The organism is Spirosoma pollinicola (assembly GCF_002831565.1).
Classification (GTDB): Bacteria; Bacteroidota; Bacteroidia; order Cytophagales; family Spirosomataceae; genus Spirosoma; species Spirosoma pollinicola.
Genome location: NZ_CP025096.1, coordinates 4,814,070 through 4,831,375 on the forward strand (window position 1 = coordinate 4,814,070; position 17,306 = coordinate 4,831,375).

A 17,306-nucleotide genomic window follows, 5' to 3' on the forward strand; every position below is an offset into this window, starting at 1 on the left:
AACTGCACGAAATACTACCTAACCCAACTGTATGTTAGATACTGGCTTCTTTTTCGTAGAAGCCAAGCCGTTCGATATCTTAAAAATATGCAAAATCTAAGAATTTTCCACGACTTGCCGCAAAAATTTTTTCTTTTTGTTGTTGCTTTCGTTCAACGCAAATTTAGCACTCAATTAACCATATTATTCCTATGTACAGTTGGCCTGACTGTGCAGGGACAGGTCGTTGCTCCATCAAGCAGTGGCGCTATCTCTGCACCAGGTGCCGCTCGACCAGGAGCCGCAACGGGTTTGCCTGGTGGTGTTGCATTACCTCAAGGAGCCAACATCAATAATCTACCGACAAACGTTCAACAACAAATCAAAGGACGTTCGGGTCAGACTACTGTGAATCCAAATGGTCGGACCTCAACTGCTCCTTCCAGTACGGATCGCAAAAAGGCTGCTGCCAATCAAACGACTAATCAGCAGGTTGCAGCAGACGATACACTGGATGCAGGCCCCCAAACTAACGAGGAAATTATTAGAGCCGGAGCCGAACGTGCCCAACGTCGTGAACAAGCAGAACGACGCCAAAAAACATTTGGCTATGCACTCTTCAACGATCCGTCTATGCAGATTTCGTTTGAGCCGAACCTGAACATCGCCACGCCACGAAATTACGTTGTCGGTCCCGGCGATCAGTTGAATATTCAAATGTATGGCTACTCTGAGGCTGAGTTTAGTCAGACAGTGTCTGCCGATGGCAATATCTATTTTGCTCAGGCTACGGGCATTGGCCCCGTTTCTGTATCAGGTTTAACAATTGAACAGACAAAAGCGCGAATCATCAATCGTTTATCCAAGCGGTTCGTTGGCCTGCAAAAAACATCATTTGGTCCGCAAAACACATTCCTGGAGGTTTCTCTTGGCGGAACGATACGGAGTATACGTGTAACAGTAACAGGCGATGCAGTACGGCCAGGCACGTATACATTATCCTCTTTATCGACTGTTATGAACGCAGTCTATCAGGCTGGTGGTCCCAACGATATTGGCTCGTACCGCAAAGTGCAGCTCATTCGTAATAATAGAGTAGCTGCCACCCTCGATCTATATGATTTCCTGCTGAATGGTATTCAGCGCAATGACCTGCGGTTGCAGGATAATGACAACATTCGATTTACAACCTTTGTTGAACGGGTAGAAATTAGCGGCACCGTTAAGCGGGCTAACATATTTGAGATGTTGCCCGGCGAAACGCTGGATCGGCTTTTGTTCTATGCCGGTGACTTTGCCGCTCAGGCCTACAAGAATCGCCTTAAAGTTACCCGCCTGACGGATAGAGAGATTAAAGTCGTTGATGTAACAGCGCCTGAATTTAAGACATTTGTGATGCAGGACGGCGATTTTGTAACGGTTGAACGGCTGCTTGATCGCTTCGAAAATCAGGTTACTATAGAAGGAGCCGTATTTAGAACCGGACAATATTCGCTTGATAATAACCGGACGTTGAAGCAGCTTATCCAGACAGCCGAAGGTCTAAAAGGAGATGCTTTTACAGGGCGTATCTCGATTGTTCGGACTCGCGAAGATCTGGCGATTGAGAACCTGTCGATCAATCTGGCTAACATTCTGGCCGGTACGGAACCCGATATTGCGCTGCAACGCGAAGATCAAATCATCATTCCATCGCGATTTGATTTTGTACAACCAGCTACCATTTCAATTCAGGGCGAAGTAAACGCCCCTGATCCGGGAATGACGTACATGGCTAATATGACATTAAACGATGCCTTAGTACGTACGGGCGGGCTTAAAGAGTCGGCAGCGGCTTCTATGGTTGAAGTCATCCGTCGGAAAAAAGATGCAGATCCGCGCTCTCCTTCGGCACAAATTGCAGAGACGTTCCGGTTTAATGTAAACCGTGACCTTTCGATCAATAGCGATACAAACAAGGATTTTGTCTTAGAGCCCTTCGACCAGATTATCGTGCGTCGGTCGCCAAATTACGCTATTCAAACGTATGCCTATGTGGCAGGTGAAGTGATCATTCCAGGTTCATATCCGATCCGTACGAAAGATCAGAAAGTTTCCGATCTCGTTTTACAGGCGGGTGGCCTGACACCACAAGCTTATGTAGAAGGTGCAACACTTATTCGGCCGGTGAAATTGAGCGCCGATGAGATAAGACGCAAGCAAAAGGCAATCGACGAAGTAGCCAACAGTGCTGTGAAGGCAGTTGTTGAAACAGAAGAGGTTACCCCCAATTTAGCGGAGGCTATTGGCATTAACCTTAAAAAGATTTTAGCTAAACCAGGCTCGTCGGAAGATATTCTGCTTCAGGAAGGGGATACACTTCGTATTCCAAAATTACTTGAAACAGTACGTATTCAGGGCGAAGTGCAACTACCCAATACAGTTAAATACAGAAGTGAGCAAACGTTTCAGGATTATATTTCGCAAACCGGTGGATTCACGTCTAAGTCGCAACGTCGGCGGGCCTTTATTGTGTATGCAAATGGATCTATTGACAGAACCCGAAAGTTTATGTTCTTCAACGTCTATCCACGTGTTGAACCCGGTGCTGAAATCGTTGTTCCAAGACGGACAATCGTACCGTTAACGGCTCAGCAATTGTTGAGTTCGACCGTTGGCATAGCCGGTTCGTTGTTAACACTCGTTACTACCCTTCTTCTGATTACAAAGGTTCAATAAACAGGCATCTTCACCGTGTATGGCTTCTATAAACGTAAACGATACAACGAATCAAAATCAACTGGCAGCCTCGCGGCCGCTTCCTCCAGACCAGATTTCCCCAAAATCTGTTGTACTACGAATTGTTGAGTTAAAATACGTCTTCCAGCGCAACTGGAAACTGTTAATCATCATAGTCGCGCTTGGGGCAGCCATCGGTTTTACCTATGACTTGCTTCACAAGACAAGAATCACCTATACGGGCACCATTATGTTCAACCTGGGTGGTGGCTCATCGGGGGGTGGATTTGGCGAGTTAGGCCAGTTGGCTGGTGCTTTCGGGTTGAGTTCAGGAGCTCCGGATGCCAATATTTTTGTTGGTGACAACTTTCTTATCTATGCCAAATCGAGGCCGGTCATTGAGAAAACACTGATGCAGACCGATACCATCGATGGTAAAGATACCTTATTGGTAAATTACTATATTCGCCACAGCGGGATTCGTGACAAGGAATGGGAAGATAATGATTCGCTGCGAGCTTTTTATTTTAAGCGGGCCAAAGTTCCTGCTGAATATACAAAGATGGAACAGCTTGTTATGTCTGATATTTTCACTCGGATAGGGACCGAGATGGCAGTGAAGCAACCGGAACGGAAATCGTCGTTTATGGAATTAAGCAGTTTCATGGAGGATGAAAAACTAGCGGCTGCCTTTCTTACCACTCACCTTAAAACGATTGAGGCCGATTATCAGAAAAAACAAACTAAAAAGACCCGTGAGATGTACGATCTTCTGACATCACGGGCCGATTCCATTGCCAGGAAACTAACGGGCACCGAAAACTCACTGGCAAAATACCTGGATCAAAACCAGCAGATCATTGTGGCACAGGCTCGTATTCAGGAAAATAAGCTAAACCGAAACTCCGGCTTCCTGACTACCCTGTATTATCAAGCCCTGCAACAGGCAGATAATATGCGTTTATCACTCATTCGCGAAACGCCCCTCTTTACAATCATCAAGCCGGTATATTTTCCTTTATACCGTGAAGTATTGGCAACAGCCGGTTTGCAGATTGGTGTTGCCTGTAGCCTGGTTTTAGCGATTCTTGTTATTTTCTTAAAAGAAACCTATCGCTCCATTATGAGAGCACAATAACAAGTTTATTTGTTTAACGACGCTCTTTATTTGACACTATTGAAAACGCACGAAGTTATCATACAGCCGGGCCGCTCTGAGCGGCATTACTGGCGCGAGCTGTGGCGAAACCGCGAGTTGATGTACATTCTGTCTATGCGGGACGTTTCTGTACGCTACAAGCAAACAGCTCTTGGAACCGCCTGGGGTCTTATTCGCCCATTGACAACCATGCTGATAATGGTGTTTGTGTTCAGTAAAATTGCCAAGCTTCCAGCCGATCCTGGTGTCCCCTACCCACTCATGGTATTAGGCGGCATCACGGTATGGACGTTTTTTGCAACAGCCTTTACCCAAATCAGCAACAGCGTGACAATGAATTCGAACCTTGTCACCAAAGTATATTTCCCACGGCTTATTATGCCCATAAGCTCAGTAGCTGTTAGTTTTATAGACTTTCTGGTATCGCTGGGTTTATTTATTGTGTTATCGATTTGGTATAAATTCATGCCAGACTGGCACTTGCTCTTACTGCCTGCCTTTATTGTATTAGCACTGCTGGCATCATTTGCGTTTGGACTATTCTTTGCTGCCGTAAACGTTCGTTTCCGGGATATCGGTCAACTGATACCGTTTATTGTGCAGATTGGCTTTTACATTTGTCCAATTGCTTACAGTAGTCGGTTGGTAGCTGATAAGGCAGGCGAATGGTGGACCCCTTTTTACTGGATGAATCCCATGGTTGGTATCATCGATGGTTTCCGCTGGTCGTTACTTGGCGAAAAAGCGTATTTCAATCCGGAGAGTTTACTTATTTCGGTTGGTATTATTGGGGTCTGCTTAATCTTATCGCTTTACTTTTTCCGTAAACGAGAGAATTCATTTGTTGATGATATTTAAAGAATTACGATTTCTGACTGACAAGCAGACTTAAATCGTAAACCGTAATTTGCCAATTCATATGTCTGTCATTACTGTCGAAAATATAAGCAAGCATTACATCATTGACCACCAGAAGGGCAAAGGTGCCAATACGTTGCGTGACGTTATTACGGAAAATCTCCGGGCTATGTTCGGCAGTAAAAAAGACCAGAACGCTGTCACCCATGAAGAGTTCTGGGCACTCCGTGATGTAAATTTTTCAATTGAGCAGGGCGATCGTGTCGGCATCGTTGGTCACAATGGTGCAGGCAAATCGACAATGCTTAAGATTTTGAGTAAAATTATTGAGCCTAGCAGTGGCACAGTTCGTATTAAAGGACGGGTGGCCAGCTTGCTTGAAGTCGGTACCGGTTTCCATCCTGAGCTAACAGGCCGCGAAAATATTTACCTGAATGGGTCATTGCTGGGCATGAGCCGCAATGAAATTCGCAAGCAGTTCGACGAAATAGTAGCCTTTGCTGGTGTAGAAAAATTTCTGGACACACCCGTGAAACGGTATTCGTCGGGTATGTATGTCCGGTTAGGATTTGCTATTTCAGCCCACCTCGACCCCGAAATTATGATTGTCGATGAAGTACTGGCTGTGGGAGATGCCGAATTTCAGAAGAAAAGTCTTGGCAAAATGCGGGACAATTCGGCAAGTGGTCGGACTATTATCTTCGTGAGCCACAACCTTACTGCCGTTCAGGCTCTTTGCAACAAGACACTCTATTTCGAAAAAGGCCAGCTTATAGAACAGGGAGAAACGAACCAGGTCATTGCAAATTACCTCAGTAAAGTTTCCAAAACCCGGCTTTCCCGGGAGTGGGCCACACCTGAAGAAGCTCCGGGTAATGATTTGGTTCGCATCCGGCGCATTGAACTGGTTCCTGAATATCAGGAGGGACTTACCCACATCGATGTTCGGACGGCAATGAACTTTCGGTTTGAGTTCTGGAACCAGATGGATCATGCCAACCTAAATTTGAGTTTGCACCTCAACTCCATGACGGGTGAGTGCATCTTTAACATTGGTACGCTGTCGCAGCCTTACGGTAAAGGGCTCATTTCGGGAGAATGCACAATTCCGGGTTATTTCCTGAACGATGGCTCTTACACAATTTCTATTATGATTGTGAAGGATACCGTCACGCCACTCTACGTTATGGAAGAAGGTATTACCTTTGATGTAGAGGATTATCGCGAGGGTATTGCCTGGTATGGCAAGTGGCCAGGTTATGTACGCCCCCAAATTCCTTTCCACACAAAAATGCTGGAATCAGTTACCAATGAGCAGTAAATAGTGATTCATGGACGTTTTCTACAAAACTTGTTCTCATTTTCCTGTTTATTGCTAACTTTCATTTTATACCTGATTGATGATCAACGTCACTAAATCATATCTGCCAGACCTCGATGAGTACACCACCTACTTGAAAGGTATCTGGGAGCGCGTACACCTGACTAATGATGGTCCACTCGTTCGCGAACTGGAAGATCAGCTAAGGGACTATCTCGGCGTAAAGTACCTGAAGTTTTGTACTAACGGAACGATAGTGCTGCAATTAGCACTCAAGGCGCTTGATATTACAAAAGAGGTTATTACCACACCATTCTCTTACGTTGCCACGACAAATGCGTTGCTGTGGGAAGGTTGCACACCCATTTTTGCTGACATTCGTCCGGACGATTTCAACATCGATCCTGATAAAATCGAAGCGCTGATTACTGAAAATACACAAGCCATTATGGCAACTCACGTGTATGGAAACGCCTGCCGAATTGAGCAGATTCAAGCTATAGCCGATAAGTTTAATTTAAAAGTTATTTACGACGCAGCGCACACGTTCGGCGCTCGTTATAATGGCCAGTCGATTTTGAGTTATGGGGATTTGAGTACCTGTAGTTTTCATGCCACGAAGGTTTTTCATACAGTCGAGGGCGGCTGCATAGTAACCAACGATAGTGATATGGCCGAAAAACTGCATAATTTCCGGTCATTTGGCCATAAAAACGACACCTATTTTAGTATTGGCATCAACGCTAAAAATTCAGAGTTTCATGCTGCTATGGGGTTGTGCATGTTGCCGAAGGTGCCTGAATTAATTGCGGCCAGAAAGATGCGTTTTGAGTTTTACGACCGGCAGCTTGATTTTACAAAAATCTATCGACCATCGATTTTGCCCGGTGTGGACTATAATTATGCTTACTACCCCGTCGTGTTTGATTCGGAGGAAACACTGCTCCGGGTAATGGACGCTCTGAAAGTAGACCATATTATGCCGCGACGGTATTTTTATCCCTCGCTCAATACCCTGGACTTTACCTTTGCTCCCGGCTCAGCAACAGCTCAACCCTGCCCGGTATCTGAAGATGTGGCGCTTCGAGTGCTATGCCTGCCTCTTTACCCTGATTTGGCAGAAACAGATGTTAACCGTATTGCCTCCATTGTAAATATGGTCGTTGCCTCGGTGCCGGAAATTGTTTAGAGTATGTGGGCTGATCGTTACTATATTTCTTTGAAATCTGGCAAATTGATTTAGAAAGCCATTTTTCAGTTGGGTAGCCCACCAGGGTACATAAGTCATTATGAGTAGTCTATATTTCCTCTCTCTCGTTCTATTTGTCGTTTACACTGGTCAGATCTCGACGCGTATTTGCCGCCGGTCTTTGACCGAATGGTGGCTAACAACCTTTCTACTAGGGGCAGGAAGTGTAATTCTGACAGGTTTTATCCTGTCAGCACTTTATCAAACAGCTAATTCCCCTGTTTGGGCAGTTTCGGTATTTATAACGGTAACGATACTGGGCGCAATCCTGAAACGACTGTCCCCATCTCAGGCAGGTTTTTCGATCAGGCTCCTTTTACTGGAACGCTGGCAAACGGCCCTGAGCTGGTTCAGAGGATTATCCACCTTCCCCCGGTTTCTGTTCTCCATCCTTTTCTCGACGCTGGTCATTATAGCCAGCTTGAATTTGCTACTGGTTCTGTTTACGGTACCGAACGAGTGGGATAGCATGACCGGCCATTTAAACCGCGTTATGCAGTATATTCAGCGTGGTACGATGCGGCACTTCGGGGGTACAAACTGGAACATAGATACCTATCCCAAAAGCGTTTGTACACTCCAGATTTATTCGTTTTTAATGACCGGGCGTTTTGAGAACGGATTCAAATTCATTCATCATCTGAGTTACTGGACGGCTATCGTAGCTGTATTCGGGATTGTACAGCGCATTGGGCAAAACAGGTTGTCGGCTAGTTTTTTTTGTGCATTAGCCTATGCCTTATTGCTCGACTTCCTGATGCAGGCTATCACAACCGAAACAGACATCGTACTAACGGCCTACCTTAGCGTGCTGCTATACATGCTGTTTACGTATAGGACAACAGGAACGCAGCACACAACAGACAACCGCTATCTCTATCTGGCGGGTATGGCTTTTGGTATTGCCTTTGGGCATAAAATTACGTTTGCCCTCCTGTTGCCTTCCGTATTCGTTATTATGATCTACACAGTATTCCTGTCGAGGTCTTTGGCTATTACATTTAACAGAACATGGCGGTTGGGTACCTCTATTCTTGTTGGCGTATGTTTGTGGACGCTACCAACGGGTTACCTGAAAAATATTGAAGTATTCGGCCATCCTATCGGTCCGCCAACGGCTCTTAAGCACCAGTCGGTAGAGCGAGCCGGATCAGTAGCTAATTTATTTGAGCAGGGAAGCCGAAACGTGGTTCGTTACGGCTTCGACCATGTTAATATCGATGGTATCAGAAACAGCAGCATAGGGGCAAAAATTAACCATGCCATGCGTCTACCGCTGGTTTTTGTTGAGGACAAATTACATATGCGGTTAGATGAGGAAACTGATTTCTCCATTCAGGCTTTTTCATTCGACCGGAAGTTTGCCTTTTATAATGCCAATCCTTATTGGGGAATTTTTGGCTTTGCACTCATCTTCCCGTTGCTCTTTCTGGTACTGATTGGCTATATCCGTTCCACGGCCCATGTGTATCTGGGTATCGCTTTGTTACTCCATTTTGCAGCCCTCTCCTATTCGGCGCCGTATGACCCCTTTAAAGGACGTTACTTCATCGAAACAGGTTTGTTTGGCGTTACATTTCTGGCGTTGATTTTCCTTCACCCCCGTACTTCCGTCGACGTTCCAGGACGAGTCATCTGGAAGTCCTATGTGGGCATTGTTACCTTGCTGGGATGCTTATCGGCCTTGATGTGCGTATTTTTGAACACACGAGCCCTGCCCTTTGCCTGGACCGCTCCCGACGGGATACGCTTTCCATCTGCATTTCATTCCGATCGGATTCGGCAAATCACCATTGGTCGCCAGGATACGTATATTCCTTATAAACGATTCGATGAGTTAGTGCCCGATAAGGCAACCGTAGCGCTGGCCACTATTAACGACGATTACGAATACCCGCTTTATGGTCCCAACCTATCGCGTCGGTTGATAGCGATCAATCCGTTTGAACAGGGTTTAAAACCCATTCCGAAGGGTGCGGATTACCTTTTCTTTGATAAACGGATTATCTCACCCATACCCGGCGATATTCGCCTGGGTACAGATACCACCATGCGTGCCATGATGATTGTTCCGGGCGAGGATTATTATTTACGTAAACTAAAATAGTGTATGGTATTCGGTTTATGGTTTACGGTTGGCTAACGCCCATGTAGTGCTTACGCGTCAGCCAACCGTAAACCATAAACCGAATACCGATAATAAATTTGCCTATGACGCTTGCCATCATGCAGCCTTATTTCCTGCCCTACATCGGCTACATGCAACTGATGAGTGCCGTTGATACATTTATTCTCTATGACGACGTATCGTTCATAAACAGGGGGTGGATTAATCGTAATAAGCTGCTGATCAATGGACAGGAGCATCTTTTTACAATTCCACTCAAAGATGCCAGTCAAAATAAACGTATCAACGAAGTACATCTGGCCGATGACCCTAAGTGGCGCAATAAATTACTTAAAACCATTGAGCAGGGGTATCGGAAAGCCCCCTATTATCAAACGGTTATGCCCCTCACCGAAAAAATCGTCAATTTTACAACCGATTCTATTGCCGATCTGGTGCATAACAGCCTTGTTGAACTAAATCAATATCTGGGACTAACAACCCGTTTGATTGCTTCGTCGTCGATTTATACTAATGCAGATTTGAAAGCGCAGGAGCGTATTCTGGATATTTGTCGGCAGGAAAACGCAACTCATTATATCAATCCGATTGGTGGAATTGAGCTGTATGATAAACATATATTTGAAGAAACCGGCATTGAGCTGCGTTTTATTAAGGCTAAAGAAGTAGAATACCAACAGTTTGGCCGCAACGACTTTATTCCCTGGTTATCAATTCTGGACGCCCTGATGTTTAACGACATTGCCGGCATTCGGGTCCTTTTGGGTGAGTATGAATTGGTGTAAACATTGAATGAGAAACACCATCTCATTCCTCATTTATCAGTCAAAATAGTATGGCAAAAGTTATCATTTTCGGAGTAATGGATACGGCTGAGCTGGCCCACTTCTACCTCACACACGATTCTGAACACGACGTGGCGGCTTTTACCGTTAGTCGGGAGTACATAAGCGGCACCGAATTTCAGGGCTTGCCCCTGGTCGCGTTTGAAGATGTCGAGGCACTTTTCTCCCCGCAGGAGTACAAGTTTTTTGCACCTATGACTGGTCGGAACATGAATAGAAATCGTGAACGGATCTACCTGGAAGCGAAAGCGAAAGGCTACGAATTCATTTCGTATGTCAGTTCCAAGGCCACCTTATTTGGTAATCAGATTGGCGAGAACTGCTTTATTCTGGAAGACAATACGATTCAGCCATTTACGACTATCGGCAACAACGTTGTCCTATGGAGCGGTAACCACATCGGTCATCACGGCCAGATTAAAGATCACGTTTTTTTTACGTCACACGTGGTTATGTCGGGGCACTGCATCATTGAACCCTACTGCTTTTTCGGGGTAAACAGCACCATTCGCGACTTTCTACACATCGCCACAGGCACATTTGTTGCAATGGCTTCAGCGGTTTATAAAGATACCGAAGAATGGGGTCTATACCTTGGCAATCCCGCCAAAAAATTACCCAAGCCTAGTTACGAAGCCTATTAAGGTTTATGGTTTCCAGTCTACAGCTTTCGGTTGATGCCAAAAAGCCAAACCTGTAATACAGAAACCAAAAACTGTAAACCATACACCGTAAACTGAAAACTCTCCTCCTCATTGGCCACGATGCCAACCGCGCCGGGGCGCAACTTGTCTTACTGAATCTGATGCGTTTGCTCAAAGGGAAAGGTATTGACATGCACTTACTCTTGGGGGGCGGTGGCCCTCTTTTAGATGAATACCGCGCAATTTGCCCAGTCTTGCTTTGGCCCACTTTAGAACACGCTGCTGGAGCGGGGTTAACCAAAAAAGTACTTGGAAAGCTGGGGGTTCAAAAACGACAACTGGCGATTCGCCAGCAAGCGGTCAGGGAACAATTGAACGTAGATTCAGTAGATTTGGTCCTCGTCAATACGGTTTCGAGCGGACACTGGTTTGGCCAGTTGGCTATTCCTGCCAAAACTCCCGTTGTCACATTCGTCCACGAGTTAGATATGTCGGTGCGGATATATTCCAAACCTGACGAGTTGGCTCATCTTTTAAGCCGAACGAGCGAATTACTGGCCGTTTCGAAAGCAACAGCTCATTATTATGAGCATCAACACGGTTTTGATCCGAACCGAATTACGCTCTACACACTTATTGATACCCCATCTCTGGAGCGTAACGTAAAGGTAGCCCGTGAGCAACCCAACATTTATGCATCTATGGGTTTCCCCACGAATGCGCTTATTGTAGGTGGTTGCGGCAATGCCGAATGGCGCAAAGGAAATGATCTATTCATTACACTGGCCCGGCAGGTAGTTGGCCGGGATATGAACTCAACACATCCCGCTCACTTTGTCTGGGTAGGCGTTCCGCCAGGCACCCTGCGCGATGATTTGTTACTGGATATCCGAAAGGCCGGACTTGCCGACCGGGTGCATCTGATTCCGCCAACGCCTGATGTGCTTCGGTACATGAGTCGGTTTGATGTTTTCGTACTTTGTTCCCGCGAAGACCCCTACCCGCTTGTGGTGTTTGAGGCTGGTTTATGCCATGTGCCCGTGGTATGCTTTGCTGATGCAGGCGGTTCGCCCGAACTGGTTGAAGAAGATGGTGGTTTTGTGGTTCCCTATCTCGATCTCGACGCGATGAGCAGCCGGGTACTTAATTTACTTCATAAGCCCGAACTACGGCAAACAATGGGAAAACGGTTAGGTCAAAAAATTCTTGAACGCCATCCGGCTAAGCAAAGCATCGAAACTCTCGTAACTTTGTTTGACAAACTGACTCGGCAATAGAGCTATTTTACCGTATTGTAGCTCATGTCGTGCCTGATCTATGACCATTGCATTTACCATCTGTTCTATAAATTACTTAGCTCAAGCTCGCACCCTGGGCGAGTCTCTTCAAAAGACCAACCCTGATTATCAATATATAATCGGGCTGGTCGATAAACTGAGCGAAGCGAACTTACCCGATGAGTTAATACCCGGTTATCCAATGATCGAGGTAGATAAGATCGGCATTCCCGGCTTTGCGGCCATGTGCGACCGCTATGACATTACCGAGTTAAACACAGCCGTCAAGCCTTTTTTCATCGACTATTTCTATAAAACATATCCCGGCGCAACCAAGGTCATCTATTTTGACCCTGATATTATTGTATTTCAGCCACTGCTTGAACTCAATAAGTCACTGGAAGAATACAGTCTGGTTCTGACCCCACATACCCTCTCTCCTACACCGGATTGGGAACGTCCTAACGAGCAGCACCACCTGAACACGGGTATTTATAACCTCGGCTTTATTGGGCTGCAAAACAATGCTACCGCCCGTCAATTCGTTGATTGGTGGAAAGATCGCCTGGTGTATGAATGTCGGATCGACCTTTGCGCAGGTCTTTTTGTTGATCAACACTGGGTTAACTTTGCGCCCGTTTATCATAACAATGTTCTGATTGACCATCATTTGGGTTACAATATGGCTTACTGGAATCTGCATGAGCGGTATATTACTCAAAACGAACATGGAGAATGGCTCGTAAGCAACCAAAAAGAACAGCACCAAAAAACAACAGCGGAACCCTTGCAGTTTTTTCATTTCAGCGGCTACAACCCAAATAAACCCGATGAAATATCCAAGTACCAAACACGATTTGGTTTTAGCAATCAGGATACATCATCAACGGCTGACTATCTTCGCTATAGTGACCGGCCAGAACAGCAACGACCCGATGTGCGCCCCCTGTTCGATTTGTACCGCAGTCGACTGCAGGAAAACCACAATGAACAGTACCGGCAATATCCCTGCGTTTATATAAAACCGCCCAGTGTATTACGGTATGTACGGGTTCGTAAATTGTTAAAAACCCCTTTTATTAAAATTATTGGGCTCTTAGAATCTCGCCAGGTATGACAGAGGGACCTCGTTTCCGAGAACTTTGGACACATCGTTATCATAAATTTCCGCACATTATAGGAAAGTACTGGTCCTTTGCCAGTAAGTACATTCGCCTGCGTTTGATAAAAATGCGCCTGGGCAAGCGTCCGCTGGTGGCTATTATACTATCGGAGCAGATGGGCGATATTATTGCCTGCGAACCCGTGGCCCGCGAAGTAAGAAGGTTACATCCCGATGCTTATATCATCTGGGTAGTACGTGAGCCGTTTGTCGATTTGGTCAGATATAATCCTAATCTTGACGGTTATATTCTTGAAAAATGTCCGGGCGAACGGGTACAGTTGCTTCGTTCGGGCATATACGACAAGGTTTATAACATGCACATATCCCATCGGAAGTGCAAATACTGCCCGGAAGACCCCATAAACCCTACCGCCGATCAGATTGGTCTTACGTTTGATAACTACCTGGACCGGGGTGATTTGCTGTATGTCTTTTCGCAGGCCGCTGGCTTGCCTGCTCTCACCGATGCCCCCAAAATGTATATTCCCGAGGTTATCCGGCAAACGGTAAAGGCTCTAAATTTACCCAGTCAGGCAATTGTCATTCACTGTCAGTCGAGTCATGTTTTGAAAGACTGGCCAGCAGCCAATTGGAATAAACTGGCACAATGGTTGCTTGATACTTACCCTTATCCAATCATTGAAGTTGGTCAGACACCAACGGTCAATACGTCTAATCCGCGCTTTCTGAACATGTGCGGACAGTTTAGTTTGCTCGAAACAGCCGAAGTTATTCGGGGAGCTCACCTGTTCATAGGAATCGACAGCGGCCCGGCCCATATGGCAAATGCAATGAATACCGATGGCATTATTTTACTGGGACAACTGTTCGATTTTGTTGATTACCTACCCTACTCAGGTCGTTATAAAAAGGGAGAAGGCGTAACTATTTTGAATGATTTTGGCCATCCATGCGCTGATTTACCTTACATATGGGTACAGGAAGCTACTAACCGGCGACTAGGTCAACCCAAATTTGTATGAATTCATCAAAATCAGTTAGTGTAAATGTTGTACTGCCTGTATATAAAACGGAGCTCACAGATTATGAGACAATTGCACTCACACAATGTTTGCGAGTGCTAAGTAACTACCCCATTATTTTAGCAGCTCCTCATTCATTGGACGTTTCTAATTACCTGCAAATTGGACCCTCGTTGCAGGTTCGCACGTTTGATGACAATTACTTTAACAGCATCGACGGCTATAATCGACTAATGCTGTCCAACGAATTTTATAAAGCTTTTTCCGATCAGGAATTCATACTCATTCACCAGCTGGATGCGTTCGTCTTTCAAGATGATTTGACCTACTGGTGCCAACAGAACTACGACTACATTGGAGCACCCTGGCTACGAGACCGCGATTTTACAGGAAGACTTGACCAACTTGACTTTACGATCCGGCAACGGGTAGCTACCTGGCTTAATCTTAAAAAAGCCGATGGAATAACTCCCCGAGAAATTATTAATCTGAATGGCGTTGGCAATGGCGGTTTAACGCTCCGGCGAGTATCGGCCATGATCCGTTGCCTAGATCGGTTTCAAAAAAAAATTGCCGAATATGAACGTATTTCTATGCACCAGTATCACGAAGATGTATTCTGGAGCATTGAAGTAAACCGTTACTGGCCACACCTTCGGATACCATCCTACCGGAAAGCTTTACTTTTTTCGGTCGAATTTTATCCTGAGTGGGCTATAAATCACTTTAACCAAGGCACATTGCCTTTTGGCTGCCATGCCTGGGACATTCACGGAACCGATTTCTGGCGTCCTATTTTTGCTCAATACGGCTACCAAATCTAACCTTTCGTATGACCCAACGCACTACAATCTCCATTGCGCTTTGTACTTATAACGGCATAGCCTACTTGCCAATGCAATGGCAGAGTTTACTCGATCAGGAACAATTGCCTGATGAAATTGTCATTTGCGATGATCAATCTACCGATGGCACCGCCGAATTACTTGCCGAATTAGCCGCCAAAGCCCCGTTTGTTGTGCGAATTATCAGCAACCCGGTGCGGCTTGGATCCGATAAAAATTTCGAACTGGCTTTAGCAGCCTGTACGGGTGATCTGATTTTCATTTGCGATCAGGACGATTTTTGGTTGCCGGAGAAAATTGCCACCATGACCCGATTTATGGCTCAACACGCCAGCGTTCAGGTCGCTTTCTGTGATGCCTACATCACGGATGAAAATTTAGAAAAAGGTACAGATAGAGTTTGGGAAGCTGTGCGCTTCGATACAATCGCTCAAACACGGTGGGCATCTGGTGAAGCCCTGGAAATATTACTCGACGGAAATCGGATGATGGGCTGTGCAACAGTTATTAGAAAACCATTCATTAAAATCATACTTCCTGTACCGACTGATTTGCCGGGAGATTACATTTATGACGGCTGGATCGCATTGGTAGCTGCGGCTTATTCGTCAATCGCTTATATCGACAGGCCACTGCAACTTTACAGAACCCACCTTCAACAACAGGTGGGGGTAGGGCCTCGTGTGCAGGAGTTATCAGAGCGCATACGCCTGCGTGACCGAGTTACCAGGCACCGAGCCAGGAAACTAGCCCCCCTCGAAGGGAAATACCTTCTGTTAACAAAACTAAGCCAATTACTTCTCGAACGAGTCCCGGCCGATTTGCCTAGCCTTGCTCAACTGCGTAGGCGGCTAGCACATTTCACCATGCGTAGTAGTTTGCCCCATAATCGTCTCAAACGCTTTGTACCTGTTTTGTGCAGTTTACAACAAGGTAATTATAAACGGTATGCCGATGCATCCGCCAACTGGTACGCCCCCTACTTAGCTGTTTTGGGCGATATATTTGAATAATGTAGTTTTGCGCCTACTGTGCTACTAACCATCTGTACTATCCGTCAACTACCCCAAGCGCTTGCGCTTGGAACTAGTTTTTGTCATCATGCTGCGACCTCAGCCCAAACTCCACTAGTCTTGATTGGATTGGTTGATGATCCGGCCCAATTGCCTGCTGACTTTGTTTCGCCCTATCCAATTATACCAGTAAAAGAGGTATTGACGATAGCTGACCTTACGTCACTATCGGCAAAGTATACGCCAACAGAGTTTGCCGCAGCTTGCAAACCTTTATTTATTGCTGAAGCTTTTCGACGATTTCCAGAGGAAGACAAACTCCTGTATGCTGATCCCAGTATTCAATTTTTGACCTCACTCTCCCCTATTTGGGAGCAGCTTACCATAAAAAATACAATTCTGACACCTTTTATCACGGCTAAGCCAATGGATACACGGTGGCCGGATGAAAAGTTTTTTCAGAACATTGGCCTATACAGTTCCGATTTTTTGGGATTTTGCCGATCTGCTGAAACAGACCGACTTTTGGTCTGGTGGGATGATCGGGTTAGGGATCGGGCACAGATTGACTTTTGTGAAGGGCTCTGCCTGGATCAGCTCTGGCTGATGCACGTACCTGTTTTTTTTACCGATGTAGCAGTCGTCAGAAATCCCGGCTGGCATGTTGCCCTCTGGAATCTGCACGAACGTACTCTTCTACAAGAAGGCAACCAGTTACGGGTGAGCGGCCCTGATGGTCAGGATCAACCTCTACAATTTATTAATTTTAAAGGTCTGGCAAATCCAGATGAAGGTTTTTTCACCCACCAAAACCGGTTCCAACTTCGTGATCGTCCAGAAGTAGCCGCTTTATTGGCTACTTATCGTCAACATATTTCTGTCTATCAGTCATCAACGTTAGTAGCTACTAATCCATCTTACGGAGAACAACTGGAGCCAGTTGTTTTGCGGGGTTGGCGATATGCAGTCAGCCAATCTTTACAGGGCATAACCCGCTTTATTGATCGGGTACCCATTCCGGTTATCAACTGAAATCAACTAACCGAATAATCGATATCCATAAAGGTTTTCTCAAGCAATAACCCTATTTTTGTCGATCAATCATCTCAGAAAAATACAAAC

At 45.7% G+C, this 17,306-nt stretch carries 14 protein-coding genes; all 14 read left to right on the forward strand.

The genetic code is table 11. From position 1 onward, the window contains the following. Positions 1 to 87 precede the first annotated feature (87 nt). The 14 genes from CWM47_RS20195 to CWM47_RS20260 all read left to right on the forward strand — a co-directional run bounded on the left by CWM47_RS20195 (position 88) and on the right by CWM47_RS20260 (position 17,216). Positions 88 to 2,697 (forward strand): polysaccharide biosynthesis/export family protein, encoded by a 2,610-nt coding sequence (locus CWM47_RS20195; protein ID WP_100990003.1) that lies wholly within the window; start codon positions 88 to 90, stop codon positions 2,695 to 2,697. A gap of 19 nt (positions 2,698 to 2,716) precedes the next feature. Beyond that, on the forward strand, positions 2,717 to 3,835 hold the full coding sequence (locus CWM47_RS20200) for a hypothetical protein (RefSeq protein ID WP_100990004.1): 1,119 nt from the start codon (positions 2,717 to 2,719) through the stop codon (positions 3,833 to 3,835). Between the two features lie 39 nt (positions 3,836 to 3,874). Continuing rightward, complete coding sequence (locus CWM47_RS20205) at positions 3,875 to 4,714, forward strand: ABC transporter permease (RefSeq protein WP_100993975.1); 840 nt, start codon at positions 3,875 to 3,877, stop codon at positions 4,712 to 4,714. Positions 4,715 to 4,775: 61 nt separating this feature from the next. Next, positions 4,776 to 6,035, forward strand: a complete 1,260-nt coding sequence (locus tag CWM47_RS20210; protein ID WP_100990005.1) for an ABC transporter ATP-binding protein — start codon at positions 4,776 to 4,778, stop codon at positions 6,033 to 6,035. A 79-nt stretch (positions 6,036 to 6,114) separates the two neighbouring features. Next, positions 6,115 to 7,224, forward strand: a complete 1,110-nt coding sequence (locus CWM47_RS20215; RefSeq protein ID WP_100990006.1) for a DegT/DnrJ/EryC1/StrS family aminotransferase — start codon at positions 6,115 to 6,117, stop codon at positions 7,222 to 7,224. A 100-nt stretch (positions 7,225 to 7,324) separates the two neighbouring features. Then, positions 7,325 to 9,391 (forward strand): glycosyltransferase family 39 protein, encoded by a 2,067-nt coding sequence (locus CWM47_RS20220; protein ID WP_100990007.1) that lies wholly within the window; start codon positions 7,325 to 7,327, stop codon positions 9,389 to 9,391. A 104-nt stretch (positions 9,392 to 9,495) separates the two neighbouring features. After that, complete coding sequence (locus CWM47_RS20225; protein WP_100990008.1) at positions 9,496 to 10,197, forward strand: WbqC family protein; 702 nt, start codon at positions 9,496 to 9,498, stop codon at positions 10,195 to 10,197. A gap of 50 nt (positions 10,198 to 10,247) precedes the next feature. Continuing rightward, the gene (locus CWM47_RS20230) at positions 10,248 to 10,901 is read left to right on the forward strand and encodes an acetyltransferase (RefSeq protein ID WP_100990009.1); all 654 of its coding nucleotides are present in this window, start codon (positions 10,248 to 10,250) and stop codon (positions 10,899 to 10,901) included. Between the two features lie 110 nt (positions 10,902 to 11,011). Further along, positions 11,012 to 12,178 carry a glycosyltransferase family 4 protein gene (locus CWM47_RS20235; protein ID WP_240625969.1) on the forward strand — a complete coding sequence of 389 codons (1,167 nt, stop codon included), beginning with the start codon at positions 11,012 to 11,014 and terminating at the stop codon, positions 12,176 to 12,178. Between the two features lie 40 nt (positions 12,179 to 12,218). Further along, positions 12,219 to 13,295: a glycosyltransferase family protein gene (locus CWM47_RS20240; protein ID WP_100990011.1), complete on the forward strand. Its 1,077-nt coding sequence runs from the start codon at positions 12,219 to 12,221 to the stop codon at positions 13,293 to 13,295. Continuing rightward, complete coding sequence (locus CWM47_RS20245) at positions 13,292 to 14,326, forward strand: glycosyltransferase family 9 protein (protein WP_100990012.1); 1,035 nt, start codon at positions 13,292 to 13,294, stop codon at positions 14,324 to 14,326. The genes CWM47_RS20240 and CWM47_RS20245 overlap by 4 nt, the downstream gene beginning before the upstream one ends. Next, complete coding sequence (locus CWM47_RS20250) at positions 14,323 to 15,150, forward strand: DUF5672 family protein (protein ID WP_100990013.1); 828 nt, start codon at positions 14,323 to 14,325, stop codon at positions 15,148 to 15,150. Before CWM47_RS20245 ends, CWM47_RS20250 begins: the two co-directional genes overlap by 4 nt. A gap of 8 nt (positions 15,151 to 15,158) precedes the next feature. Further along, positions 15,159 to 16,184: a glycosyltransferase gene (locus CWM47_RS20255; protein ID WP_100990014.1), complete on the forward strand. Its 1,026-nt coding sequence runs from the start codon at positions 15,159 to 15,161 to the stop codon at positions 16,182 to 16,184. A gap of 120 nt (positions 16,185 to 16,304) precedes the next feature. After that, positions 16,305 to 17,216 (forward strand): hypothetical protein, encoded by a 912-nt coding sequence (locus CWM47_RS20260; protein ID WP_240625365.1) that lies wholly within the window; start codon positions 16,305 to 16,307, stop codon positions 17,214 to 17,216. Positions 17,217 to 17,306: the final 90 nt, after the last annotated feature.